The sequence below is a fragment of the uncultured Nonlabens sp. genome (genome assembly GCF_947495285.1).
Classification (GTDB): Bacteria; Bacteroidota; Bacteroidia; order Flavobacteriales; family Flavobacteriaceae; genus Nonlabens.
In genome coordinates, this window is record NZ_CANLXZ010000001.1 from 63,921 (window position 1) to 77,491 (window position 13,571).

Genomic DNA, 13,571 nt, shown 5'->3' on the forward strand with positions numbered 1-13,571 from the left:
TACAAGTCTTTCTAACTTATTTAATATGAAATTGATTTCGTTATTGATATTACTAGTATCTTTTGCAGGTTTATCCCAAAATTCATCGAATACTCTTACAGTTAAATATGATTATTATGACTCTCTGTTAAATGATACTTTTGAATCGTTATTAAGAATTGAGCAGGATTCTTCCGTTTACTATGTACGACAGAATTTAAATGACTCTGAGGACAGTTCTATGTCTAACGGAAACATTATGTTAGGTGGTGTTGATGATAAATATATCTTTAAAAACACCAAACGTAATAGTTTAAGTAGTTTTGAATCCTACGACGGAAAAGATTATTTTATGGTAAATGAAAAATTGCCTATTTATCATTGGACTTTGTATGACGATTATAAGACAATACAAAACTATAAATGCCAGAAGGCGACAACAAGTTTTAGAGGTAGAGTTTATACAGCATGGTTTACACAAGATATAGCAACTATTCATGGTCCATGGAAATTTAATGGTCTTCCAGGTTTGATTATGCAAATAGCAGATAGGAACAAGTATTATTTATGGAGTGTGAAAAGAATTACAACGAATTCAAATTATGAGATCCCAAAAATAACAAGGATGACTAAGGATGTGGGTTTAAAAAAATATCATGAATTAGTTGATTTAGATATGAAAAAACTGAGAGCAAGAGTTTTATCAAAATTGCCAAAGGGAACTATTACAACCATACCAAAAAGAAAAAGATTAGGTATAGAAACAGTTTATGAATGGGAAATAGAAGATGAAAAAAAATAAATTTAAAAACTTATCAAAATTTAAGAAAAAGACCCTAATCTGTCTTTTTCTATTTTTCACCTCCTTTATTTCCACTGCTCAAATATCTGGTATAGCAGTAAATGAAAAGAAAGAACCAGTAGCCTTTGCAACTGTGATTCTTAAAACAGCTCAAGACAGCACTATTGTTGCTTTTACACAAACTGATAAACCAGTATTTTATATAACTGTAAAGAAAGCAGCGTTACAGACTTTTACATTTAATTTAACTAATGATAATAAGATTACTCAAAAAAAATTAGGATTTTTCTTAGTTTCTTAGTTTCTTAGTTTCTTCGTACTCATATTAATCAATTAAAACATTTTATTATGAGAAAATTGTTATTAGCTTTAACAGTTGTAGCTTCATTAGGTTTAATGAGTTTTACAAGTCCAATGGAACAAGCGGAAGGTGAAACATCATTAGAGGTTTTTTATGAATTTCAAACAATTGTAGATCAAAATGGATTGGAAACTTGTCAAGCAAGGGCTTGTTTTCAAACGTCAGAGACTACTAGAACTTGTACCGAATGGATTGATGTTCCATGTAATGGAAAAGGAACTGTAGAGATTAAGAAGATAGCTTAAGTTCAACATTTCTTAATTAACATCACCGAAAAAAATATTTTGGTGATGTTTTTAATTTATTTAATTATGAAAAATTTAAATATTTTTTTTCTCGTAATATTTGCTTGTAATTCAATTATGATGTTCGGTCAAAAAAATGTCCAAGGCAAAATAGTTTACGAACAAAGAATAGAATCTGCTAACTATTTAAAAAGTTACAATTTATATTTTGATTCAGAAAAATCATACTATGAGGAAAAAGTAAAAGCAAATTTAGAAAAAAGTCAAACAAAAGAAGAAGATGGTACGACCTTCTATGCCACAAGGGATAATAAAAAGCCTCAATTCTATTTTAATTCTACAGATAAAGGATTCTTCTTTAGTGAAGTTATTTTGAATAAGCACCTATTTGTAAAAGAAGATTTTAAGTTAAAGTGGGAACTAAGTAATGAAATTAAATCAATAGGGGAATATAAATGCCAGAAAGCAACTACTAATTTTAGAGGTAGAAAGTACACGGTGTGGTATACAACCGAAATACCAGTTGTCTTTGGTCCATGGAAATTACATGGTTTAAGTGGTTTAATATTGCAGGCACACGACGATAAAAATTATTTTCAAATAAATGTGAAAAATATTAGTGTGAATAGCGATTCTCAGATGAAGGTTACTGATTTTTCGGAAGAAGATTTAAGTACTGCTATGTCAGTTCCAGTTTTTATTGAAACTAAAATTAAATTACAAGAGGAATTTATAGCCAAACTTTCAAGTAGGCTTCCACAAGGTGCCGCTCCTCTTCAAATAGATAAAAACTGTAAAGATTGCGGTGAGGAATTAGAATACTTCGAAGAAAAATAATATTTTGACATCTTGACAATAACTTTTTTAATTAACCGACAAAATAAAAAGACCCTAATCTGTCTTTTTCTATTTTTCACTTCCTTTATTTCCACTGCACAAATATCTGGTATAGCAGTAAATGAAAAGAAAGAACCAGTGGCCTTTGCAACTGTGATTCTTAAAACAGTTCAAGACAGTAGTATTGTTGCTTTTACACAAACTGATAAGCTAGGTTTTTATAAAATAAAACCAGAGCAAACTGGCGCGCATTTACTTACTTTTTCTTCTCTTTCTTATGCGGCGCAAACTATTCCCGTTACTATTAAAGATCTAGAAACGCCTCAAACCATTAATATCTCCATGGTAGAGCAGCAACTAGAACTCAATGAAGTGATCATTAACGCAGACCTGCCCATACGTATTAAAAAAGATACGATTATTATAGATGCCAAAGCCTTTATGCAAGGCAATGAAGAAGTGGTAGAAGACCTGCTCAAAAAAATACCTGGTCTTACCGTAGAAACAGACGGTACTATTAAAATAGGAAACCAAGAGGTAGAAAAAGTGATGGTAGAAGGTGATGACTTTTTTGAAAAAGGCTATAAAATCCTTACCAAAAATATGCCTGCAAAACCTCTTAACAAAATAGAAGTATTAAAACATTATTCTAATAATAAACTACTCAAAGGTGTAGAAGAAAGTGATAAAGTTGCCCTTAACCTCACCTTAGATGAAGACGCAAAACGGCAGTGGTTCGGTAATATAGAGTTAGGGCAAGATCTAGAAGGAGATTCTTTTTATCAAGCACGTTTTAATTTGATGAGTTTTGGTAAAAAGAATAAATTTTATTTTCTCGGTAATGCAAACTCTACAGGTCAGGACGCCACTGGTGATATAGGTAATCTTATAAGTCCTATGCGCTATGGTGAACCTGGTCGTGTGGGCGATGGCAAGCAAGTAAGCAATTTACAAAGCCTAGAAGCAGGACTCTATAATTTTAAAGCCAGCCGTTCTAATTTTAATAATGCAGAGTTACTTTCTTTAAATGCGATTTTTAATCCTACGGAGAAACTAAAAATTAAAACCTTGGGCTTTTTTAATTGGGATGAAAAGGACTTTTTTAGAAACAGTACGAGCAGCTTTTTTGGAAATAATACCAACTTTACAAATACAGAAGATTATTTGCTGCGCAACAGGTATTTTACAGGTTTTGGAAAATTCCAGCTCAATTATGACATGTCCAAAACCTCTAGTATAGAATCGGTCACTTCTTATAGCGATCGCACTAACGACGCAGGTTCTAACCTGCAGTTTAATGATGTCTCTACCGTAGAGGCACTAACTACTGCCACGCAGCGACTGGATCACATCACGACCTATACAAATCGTTTTGATGAGCAACGTGTTCTATTGCTCACAGGTAGATTTATAGACGAGAAATCGCCTCAAAATTATGATGTGAACCAGTACTTTTTTCAAGATTTGTTTAATACGAGCCCGCAACCGCAGTCTGTTTTTCAGAATATAGAAAACAGCATGACCTATGCAGGTTTTAACGCTCATTATCTAGACCGTAAAAAAAACGGTCACTTGCTAGAGATGCAATTAGGTAATGAATACCGTGAGGATAGATTAGGAAATGAGTTACGCTTTCGCGAAAGCGGAAATATTCAATCTCCACTACCAGGTTATGAAAATGATACCAGATATAGTGTCAATGATCTCTATGCAAAAGCAAAATACCTCTATAAATGGGAAGATTTAAAATTAACTGGTGCGGTAGGTGCACACCAACTATTTAATAACTTAGAACAGTCTGGAGCCAGTGATAGCGAGCAGCCGTTTTTTATGAACCCTAGACTAGATGTAAGTTATAAGATTAATAGAAAAAACAGAATAGGAATAGGAGCATCGCACAATACGACTAATGCTGGTATTCTAGATGTGTATGATCAGTACGTGTTAACCAGTTTCCGTTCTTTAAATAAAGGAACAGGTGATTTTAACCAGTTAGAAGCAAGTAGTCTTAATTTTAATTACCAATTAGGCAACTGGAGCGATCAATTTTTTGCTAGTTTAAATGCTAGTTATAGAACAGATCATGATTATTTTTCTACAAATTCTTTATTGCAACCCAACTTTTCACAAACTAAAAAAATAGTCATTGAAGACCGTGAGAATTTAAATGTAAATGCAGGTATGGATTATTATTTTGGCGCGTTGAGTTCTAATCTTAAGTTGAAAGCAGGTTATTCAGAAAGCGATTTTAAAAATATACTCAATAACTCTAGCTTGCGAGAAGTAGAAAGTGCTAACTATAATCTAGGTCTAGAAATGCGATCTGCCTTTGACGGTATTTTTAATTATCATATAGGTACTACTTGGGCATGGAGCGAGGTAGAATCCTCTGGTTTTAATAACTCTTTTGTAGATAACAACTCTTTTTTAGATCTATCTTTTGTTTTTAGTGAGCAGTTTGATATGCAAGTAAAATCAGAGCGTTATTTTTTCGGTAATATTAATGATGGAGATAACACTTATTATTTTCTCGATCTCGATGCGCGATACAATATAAAGGACAGTCCTCTTTCCTTTTCATTTACGGCAAGAAACTTAACTAATACAGAGCGATTTAGAACCAGTTCTATAAACGATGTTTCTTCTTCTACCGTTTCTTATCGATTATTGCCTCGTTACTTATTACTCAATGTTAAGTATAGGTTTTAATAGATGTGCTTATTTAATTCTGGATTAGAAACCTTAAATCTCTTAACATAAAAGCGAGATAAAGTAGGGTAATCTTAAATCTCTACTAAGCTTTTTTTAAATCTGTCTTAATCGGTCGTTTGTAACTACTTCATTGTTATATGTTTGTGGTGTAATTAATTATTAACCATACAAACAAATATTATGAACTACACAAAAGAAGTATCCCAAAAATTAAATGATTTACTAACTAAAAACTATGATGCAGAGGCTGGATATAAACTGGCAACAGAGCAGGTGAATAGCAGTAGGTTAAAAGGTTTTTTCTCAAGTCAACAGGAAGAACGTTACAATTTTGGACATGAATTAAAAGAAGAAATTAAAAGTTATGGTGAGAGTCCTGAAAAAGGAACGAGTTTAAAAGGAGATGCACATCGCACCTGGATGAATTTAAAGTCTACTTTTACTTCAAATAATGAAGAAGCAATTTTAGAAGAAGCTGTAAGGGGTGAGAAAACCGCTGTAGAAGAATATAATCAAATCATTACAGAGACTACCTTACCGCCATCTACAAAGAATATGTTGATAAAGCATAGGGATACTATTCAAAATGCACTAACTAGAGTAAGCGCCATGGAAGAAATAGCCTAGTAGAATAGGAGTAAAATAGTAAAAGCTCGATCTTTTAAGATCGAGCTTTTTTATGTCCTATTTTTTAGAGTTTATAGAAGTGATTTTCATGTAAGAGTTCTCTTCTATAAAATAGAACTAACTAATTATTTTACTTTCTTAGAACCGACTGAAAGCGAATAGGTCACTCCTAGATTAAAATAATTAGAATCTCCTACATTGCGGCCGTCGACTAGCGTTCCATATCCAGCGCTTAATCCTAATGATGGAAGTACAGGTACATAAGCAGTGACACCTATACGTGTGTAATCTACTTCTGTCTCTGGAAATCTACCACCAAAATCTGCGTCAGAAATATCTCTACCGTCTGTTGAGGACTGGTAATCCATCCATGCTTCTACATAAAAAAGTGCGTTAGAATACCCTATTTTACCCATAAATAATAAAGCATCTGGTACATCTAGATCGTTACCACCATTCACACCTATGTTATCGTCAGCATTACCACGTAGACTGTATCCTGCAACTGCCGTAGCAAATAAACCAGAGTCTGCTTGTAAGTGAGCACCTAGATGTAAGTTACTCGTTACTGCACCAGAACCTAGAGATAATATTCCATTAGGCTCATAACCACTAGGTAATGTAACACCTACAGCACCTAGACCATCTAGTCTTGTTTTACCTATTTTTGTACTGAAGGCTCTGTACTTACCGTATAAACTTATATCTTGAAAATCAGATTGCTCTGTCGTACCATTTACAGGATCTGCAACACCATTTCCTTGAGCGTTTATATAGGGTACGTTTGCGATAACAGTAAGGTTATCTGTGATAGAATACTTTGCATAGAGATTATATAAATCTTGTTCTATTTCATTATGAGCAGGTATAGGGTCTGCTTTTACTTTCCCGACATAGAATGTGTCAAAAGTGCTGCGCGTATAGCTAGCTGTAACAGACAGATCGCCCTTAGGATTAAAAAAACCATCCACTAGTCCCTGGGAAAATACAGTAGATGTACATACTACTGTAACTAATAGTGAAAATAAAAAATTTGTTTTCATGATAAAATTTTAAAGTTGAATATTAAGTTCGTGATGTTATAAGAAGCAGTAAGGGTTTTTAATTTTAAAAGGACTTACTGTTTTTGAACATTGCAAATAGCGATTTTTTAATTCACGAGAGCCTCTCGATTTCATTTCATTTATATCACCAGTTATTTCTAGATTGTGATAATTGTAACCTTGTAGTAAAAGGAGATTTGTTTTTCAGTAGTCTATAGAGTTTTCTTATCGCTATAATTTTAACTAAGATTGTTTATAACTCTATTTTTAAAAAGCAACTCAAAGGTCTATATTTAAAATCCGAAAAATAATTAGATTACAGATTTCATTATATTGATAATCAGTTTTATATATAAATTTTTCTATTCCTTTTAAAGAGGTAATCTCATCATTTAGAACACTCGCTTATGTACTTAATTTTTGACACAGAAACCACTGGATTACCTAAACGCTGGGACGCACCTTTTACAGATGTAGATAACTGGCCTAGGGTTATACAGATAGCATGGCAGTTACATGACCAGATGGGTAACCTTATAGAGGCTCAAGATTACTTGATACAGCCAGACGGTTTTGACATCCCTTATGATGCAGAGCGTATACATGGGATCTCTACAGCACTTGCTCAAAAAGACGGTATTCCTCTAGTGGAGATGTTAGAGAAGTTTAATATTGCACTTAGTAAAACAAAATTCATAGTAGGTCAGAATTTAAAATTTGACCTTAATGTAACAGGAGCAGAATTTGAACGTACTCAAATAGGTAACGATTTACAAGAGCTACCTGTTCTAGATACTTGTACAGAGCACACGGCAAATTTATGTCAGATTCCCGGTGGGCGATACGGTAAATTTAAGTTACCTACCCTTACAGAGTTGCACCAGTTTCTATTTGATCAACCCTTTGGAGAGGCCCACAACGCCACTGCAGATGTAGAGGCAACAACGCGTTGTTTCTTAGAATTACTTAGAAAAGAACAGTTCTCGCTAGAACAACTAGGTTTTGAAGATGGATATTTTTTACGCTTTCGCGAAAGCAACCCCACAACCATCGCACCAGTAGGAATAAAGCATGTTAATCTTAAAAAAGCTTCAGAAAGATTAAAGTCTAACGATAGTCCAGAGATTTCTAAGGCAGAAATCAAAGAGAACTTAAATGAATTAAGAGATGCGAGTTTTGCACATTTACACAGTCATAGTCAGTTTTCTATATTGCAATGTACTGCTAGTGTAAAAGATCTAGTTACAGCTGCTGCGGCAAATAATATGAATGCCGTTACCATGACAGACCATGCAAACATGATGGGAGCGTTTCATTTTGTACGTGCTGTAAAAACACATAACGCTACCCTGGCCGATGCTGATGAAGGAGAAGAAAAGGAACCTATAAAACCTATAATAGGTTGTGAATTTCAAGTGTGTGAAGATATGTATGATCGCACACACAAGGATAACGGATACCAGATAGTGATTCTAGCCAAAAACAAAAACGGATATCACAATCTAGCAAAAATGGCAAGTAAAGCCTACACAGATGGGTTTTACTACATGCCGCGTATAGATAAAAAACTGGTAGAAGAATATAGGCAAGACCTAATTGTTTTAACAGGAAACATGTATGGAGAGGTACCTTCTAAGATTTTGAACTTAGGAGAGAACCAGGCCGAAGAAGCGCTACTGTGGTGGAAAAAACACTTTGGTGAGGACCTTTATATAGAGGTAATGCGCCATGGTCAAGAAGATGAAAACCGTGCAAATGAGGTGTTAGTAAGCTTTGCTCGTAAACACGATGTAAAAATAGTAGCGACTAATAATACATATTACATACACAAAGAAGATGCAAATGCGCATGATATTTTACTTTGTGTAAAGGATAATGAAAAACAAGCAACACCTATAGGTCGCGGTCGTGGTTACCGTTATGGATTACCTAATCAGGAGTATTATTACAAGTCTGCTCCAGAGATGAAAGAACTCTTTAAAGATCTACCTGAGGCGATACTTAATGTACAAGAAGTAGTAGATAAAGTAGAAGCATATGAGCTAGCAAGAGATGTACTGTTACCTGCCTTTGATATACCCATAGAATTTGTAGATGAAAATGATGCGACTCATAATACTAAGAATGGTGAGAATAACTATTTAAGACACCTCACTTATGAAGGTGCAAAAATACGTTATGGTGAGATCACTCCAGAAATAGAAGAGCGACTAGAATTTGAGCTAGACACGATTAAAAAGACTGGTTATCCTGGTTATTTCTTGATTACTTGGGATTTTATAAAAGCAGCCAGAGATATGGATGTGGCTGTAGGACCTGGTCGTGGTAGTGCCGCAGGTAGTGTGGTAGCCTATTGTTTATGGATTACAAATGTAGACCCTATACATTACGATTTGCTTTTTGAGCGTTTCCTAAATCCAGATCGTGTATCCATGCCCGATATTGATATAGATTTTGATGATGAGAACCGTTATAAAGTTATGGACTACGTTATTGAGAAATATGGAGCGTCACAAGTAGCACAAATTATCACGTATGGTACGATGGCTGCAAAGTCATCTATTAGAGATACAGCACGAGCGCTAGACTTACCGCTACAAGACGCAGACCGTGTGGCAAAATTAATTCCTGATTTTGCTAAGTTGAAGAAAATGTTTGCCCTAGAAGATAATGAGATAGGTAGCAAATTCCGTGGGGATGATGCTGATATGGTGCGCGAATTAAGAAGTATTGCAGAGGGAAATGATCTTATCGCAGAAACTATACAGAAAGCTAGAATTCTAGAAGGTTGTGTGAGAAATACCGGTGTACACGCCTGTGGTGTGATCATTACACCAGATGATCTTACTAATTTTGTACCTGTAGCTACAGCAAAAAATTCAGATCTTTATGTGACTCAATTTGATAACGAGGTCGTAGAAAGTGCTGGGTTACTTAAAATGGATTTCTTGGGATTAAAAACCCTGAGCCAGATTAAAGATACCGTTGCCATTATAAAAGAACGTCATGGAATAGAACTAGATATAGAATCTATACCGCTAGATGACGAGAAGACTTATGAGCTCTTCCAGCGTGGAGAGACTACCGCCATTTTTCAATATGAAAGTTTGGGAATGCAAAAATATATGAGAGAGTTAAAACCCACTCAATTTGCCGATCTTATTGCCATGAATGCGTTGTACAGACCTGGTCCACTAGAATACATTCCAGAATTTATTGATCGTAAACATGGTCGCAAAGAGATCGTTTATGATCTAGATGCCATGGAAGAATACCTTAAAGAAACTTATGGTATTACTGTGTACCAAGAGCAGGTAATGCTACTATCTCAAAAACTAGCTAACTTTTCAAAAGGTGATGCTGATGTTTTGAGAAAAGCAATGGGTAAAAAGCAAATGGCAACCCTACAAAAGATGAAACCTAAATTTCTAGATGCTGGAGAAGGAAATGGGCATGACCGTACGGTATTGGAAAAAGTATGGAAAGACTGGGAAGCCTTTGCATCTTATGCCTTTAACAAATCTCACTCTACCTGTTATGCATGGATAGCCTATCAAACAGCCTATCTAAAAGCAAATTATGGCGCAGAGTTTATGGCAGCAACTTTATCTAATAACATGAACCAGATAAAGGATGTCACTAAGTTTATGGACGAGTGCCGCCGCATGGGACTCGATGTATTAGGTCCCGATGTAAATGAATCTAATTATAAATTTACGGTAAACTCAAAAGGAGCGATACGTTTTGGGATGGGAGCCGTAAAAGGTTTAGGTCATGGTGCGGTCATGACTATTATAGAAAATAGAAAAGATGGATATTATAAGAGCATCTTTGATATGGCAAAACGTATAGACTTGCGTGCTGCAAATAAAAAATCTTTTGAAGCACTAGCCCTAAGCGGTGGTTTTGACGGATTAGGTGGAGAGAATCGGGCTCAATTTTTTCATGAATTTGATAATGGACAGATATTCTTAGAACAAGTAGTGAAGTATGCACAGAAGTTTCAAGAAAATGAGAATAGTGCACAAGTAAGCCTTTTTGGTGAGGCTAGTGAGGTACAAATTCCAGAACCGCAATTGCCTGTTTGTGAGGATTGGGGAACGATGGAGAAGCTGAAAAGAGAACGAGAAGTAGTAGGTATTTACATATCTGGTCATCCACTAGATGATTATAAACGAGAGATGAAATTCTTTTGTAACGCAAACCTCGCTGCCATGAAAGACCTCACTCCTCTAGTAAATAGAGAACTCACCTTTTGTGGGATAATATCTGAGGCACGTCATATGATGAGTAAAGCAAATAAACCCTGGGGTATTTTTACCATGGAGGACTATGAGGACTCCTTTGAATTCAGAATGTTCGGTGAGGATTACTTAAAATTCAGACACTTTTTAGTACCTAATAGTTTCTTACACGCCAAGGTTAAAATACAACAAGGCTGGATAGATAAGAATACTGGTAAGCCGCGCGACCCACGTATTTTATTTGTTCAGATGGCACAATTGCAAGATGTCATGGCACAAGCAGCAAAGAAACTTACTATAGAATTTCATGTTAGTGAGATACTAGAGGAACGCATTGCTCTATTAAAAGACGTATTAGATAAACATCAAGGAGATCACAGACTTCTTTTTAATTTAAAAGATCATGAAGAAAAGATTTCTATTGATATGTCTGCTAGATTACAAAAGGTAAACGTTACTGCACAACTGTTGCAGTTGCTAGATGATAACGACATAACCTATGGGGTGAATTGATGTTTTCTTGAGAGATTAACGTATTTATTATATAGTAAGCATTAAAAACTGAAATATCAATATAAGTAACTACAATACTAGAGTTGTGCGTATGGTGTCAGTTTTGTTTAAATTTGTATAAAATTATTTAAAGAAAATAACATGGCACTAGAAATAACAGATGCAAATTTTGAAGAAACAGTTTTAAAAAGTGATAAACCAGTACTGGTTGACTTTTGGGCTGCATGGTGTGGACCATGTCGTATGGTAGGACCTATAATCGATGAGGTCTCTACAGAGTATGCTGATAAAGCTGTAGTAGGTAAAATGGATGTAGATGCAAATCAAGAATTTGCTGCTAAATATGGTGTACGTAACATTCCTACTGTTTTAGTTTTTCAGAATGGAGAAGTAGTAGGCCGTCAGGTAGGAGTTGCTCCTAAAGATGCTTATACAGATGCTCTAGATTCTCTTTTGAACTAGTATTCAGAATATAAGATATAAAATCCTGCTCGTACGAGCAGGATTTTTTTTGCTCTTTTTTGAATAGAATTAAGGAACATAGTCTTGTTTAAAAGTTCAATCATTTTAATATTTCCCTAATACTTTTCTATGGTATTTTGCGCTACCTTGAAAATAAAATTAGCAATTAGCAGGAGCATTTCCTAGAAGGTGTGACCCAGTTATCTCAATGATTATATAAAGGGACACTGGTAAAGGAAGAAACGGTTGTAGAAGGTTTTGATTCTATTCCACAAGCATTGATTGATTTGTAAGAAGGGAAAAATCGAGGTAAAAGGGTTGTTGAAATCTATCAGTAACATCTCTACAAGGATACCTTTTTAGGATTCGCTTTCGCGAAAGCGGAATAAAATAAAGCTCCTAAATTAAACCAGCAGTATCATTATTTAAGATAATTATGGTTTCCTTATCTTCACACTATGGATGTACAAAAGGAACTCAATAAAACCACAGGCTTTAAAAACTTACAATTACTAGCTAGTCAGGTGGTAGAAGGATACATAAGTGGAATGCATAAATCGCCTTTTCATGGTTTTAGTGCAGAGTTTGCAGAGCATAAAATTTATAATCCCGGAGAAAGTACGCGTCATATAGACTGGAAGTTGTTTGCAAAAACAGATAAGCTCTACACAAAACGATACGACGAAGAGACCAACCTGCGCTGTCATCTTATCATAGATAATAGTCCTTCCATGCACTATCCTATATCTAAAAAACAAGCCTTAGGATCCCTCAATAAGATAGGTTTTACAGCACTTGCAGCGGCAAGTATTATGAATGTACTTAAAAAGCAAAGGGACGCAGTCGGAATGAGTATTTATGCAAATGAGTATGAATATTATGCACCAGAAAAAGGTAGCGAGAGGCATCACAACATGTTGTTAGATCAGCTTACTAGGGTAAGTAGTGAAAAACCTAGTGCACATACTACAGATACCTATAAATATTTACACGAGATAGCAGAGAATATAAAACGCAGGTCTCTTATTTTACTGTTTACTGATATGTTTCAGAGCGATAGACATGAGGACGAGCTCTTTGAAGCGCTCAGGCATTTAAAGTATAATAAACATGATGTGGTGCTTTTTCATACTTATGATAGTGCTACTGAGGTCAACTTTGATTTTTCTAACAAGCCTACACGATATACAGATGTTGAAACCGGAGAACATATCAATCTTTATGCAGATAATGTAAGAGCCGATTATCAAAAAGCAATAAAAGAATATTTTGAAAAATTAAGAGTTCGTTGTGGTCAAAATAGAATTAAATACATGCCGGTAGATATTCAACAAAACTTTGATGTAGTTATGACTACCTTCCTCTTAGAAAGACAACTTTTTAAATAAAATAACGCCTGCTTTTTTTAATAGTCAGGCGTTATTATTCACGCTTTTTTTAATGATTAGTTACCATCCTTCTTTACTTATCTACTTCCATAATTGCCATTGTATTTTATTTTGAGCCATACAACGGTGGCGATTTGCGCTATTCTCTTATAAGTCATAATGGTTCTCGATCAACTAGTTAGTGTTTACTTAAATGGTCTTAATTTTCATTTTTAGTAAGTGCCGCAGTATAGAGGTCATAAAACGATTAAGAGATTTTTTTTCATAATTTATTACGTACTGTTAAGGTAGTGTAACAGGTGTGTTCTTATTACTAAGTCATCATAAAATTAAAGTCTCCTGGTATACATAGACATCT

10 protein-coding genes are annotated in these 13,571 nt (G+C 34.8%); 9 read left to right on the forward strand and 1 reads right to left on the reverse strand.

Translation table 11 applies throughout. The features are described from left to right. Window positions 1-25: 25 nt before the first annotated feature. From Q0838_RS00320 to Q0838_RS00345, 6 genes are all read left to right on the forward strand, one after another. Window positions 26-781 (forward strand): GLPGLI family protein, encoded by a 756-nt coding sequence (locus Q0838_RS00320; protein ID WP_298950012.1) that lies wholly within the window; start codon window positions 26-28, stop codon window positions 779-781. Further along, window positions 768-1,082, forward strand: a complete 315-nt coding sequence (locus Q0838_RS00325) for a hypothetical protein (protein ID WP_298950013.1) — start codon at window positions 768-770, stop codon at window positions 1,080-1,082. Before Q0838_RS00320 ends, Q0838_RS00325 begins: the two co-directional genes overlap by 14 nt. Window positions 1,083-1,129: 47 nt before the next feature. Next, entirely contained in the window at window positions 1,130-1,387 is a 258-nt protein-coding gene (locus Q0838_RS00330) for a hypothetical protein (RefSeq protein WP_298950016.1), read from the forward strand. A 66-nt stretch (window positions 1,388-1,453) separates the two neighbouring features. Beyond that, on the forward strand, window positions 1,454-2,224 hold the full coding sequence (locus Q0838_RS00335) for a GLPGLI family protein (protein WP_298950019.1): 771 nt from the start codon (window positions 1,454-1,456) through the stop codon (window positions 2,222-2,224). A gap of 12 nt (window positions 2,225-2,236) precedes the next feature. Further along, entirely contained in the window at window positions 2,237-4,933 is a 2,697-nt protein-coding gene (locus Q0838_RS00340) for a carboxypeptidase-like regulatory domain-containing protein (protein WP_298950022.1), read from the forward strand. Window positions 4,934-5,116: 183 nt separating this feature from the next. Continuing rightward, window positions 5,117-5,563 (forward strand): PA2169 family four-helix-bundle protein, encoded by a 447-nt coding sequence (locus tag Q0838_RS00345; RefSeq protein WP_298950025.1) that lies wholly within the window; start codon window positions 5,117-5,119, stop codon window positions 5,561-5,563. A 125-nt stretch (window positions 5,564-5,688) separates the two neighbouring features. Here the strand turns inward: Q0838_RS00345 and Q0838_RS00350 are convergent, their stop codons facing one another. Continuing rightward, window positions 5,689-6,606, reverse strand: a complete 918-nt coding sequence (locus tag Q0838_RS00350; protein WP_298950028.1) for a hypothetical protein — start codon at window positions 6,604-6,606, stop codon at window positions 5,689-5,691. Between the two features lie 407 nt (window positions 6,607-7,013). On the opposite strand from Q0838_RS00350, the gene dnaE reads away from it, so the two are divergent. The 3 genes from dnaE to Q0838_RS00365 all read left to right on the forward strand — a co-directional run bounded on the left by dnaE (window position 7,014) and on the right by Q0838_RS00365 (window position 13,213). Then, on the forward strand, window positions 7,014-11,363 hold the full coding sequence (dnaE, locus tag Q0838_RS00355; RefSeq protein WP_298950031.1) for a DNA polymerase III subunit alpha: 4,350 nt from the start codon (window positions 7,014-7,016) through the stop codon (window positions 11,361-11,363). 141 nt (window positions 11,364-11,504) lie between these two features. After that, on the forward strand, window positions 11,505-11,825 hold the full coding sequence (gene trxA / locus Q0838_RS00360) for a thioredoxin (protein WP_298950034.1): 321 nt from the start codon (window positions 11,505-11,507) through the stop codon (window positions 11,823-11,825). A gap of 458 nt (window positions 11,826-12,283) precedes the next feature. Continuing rightward, window positions 12,284-13,213 (forward strand): DUF58 domain-containing protein, encoded by a 930-nt coding sequence (locus Q0838_RS00365; protein ID WP_298950037.1) that lies wholly within the window; start codon window positions 12,284-12,286, stop codon window positions 13,211-13,213. Window positions 13,214-13,571: the final 358 nt, after the last annotated feature.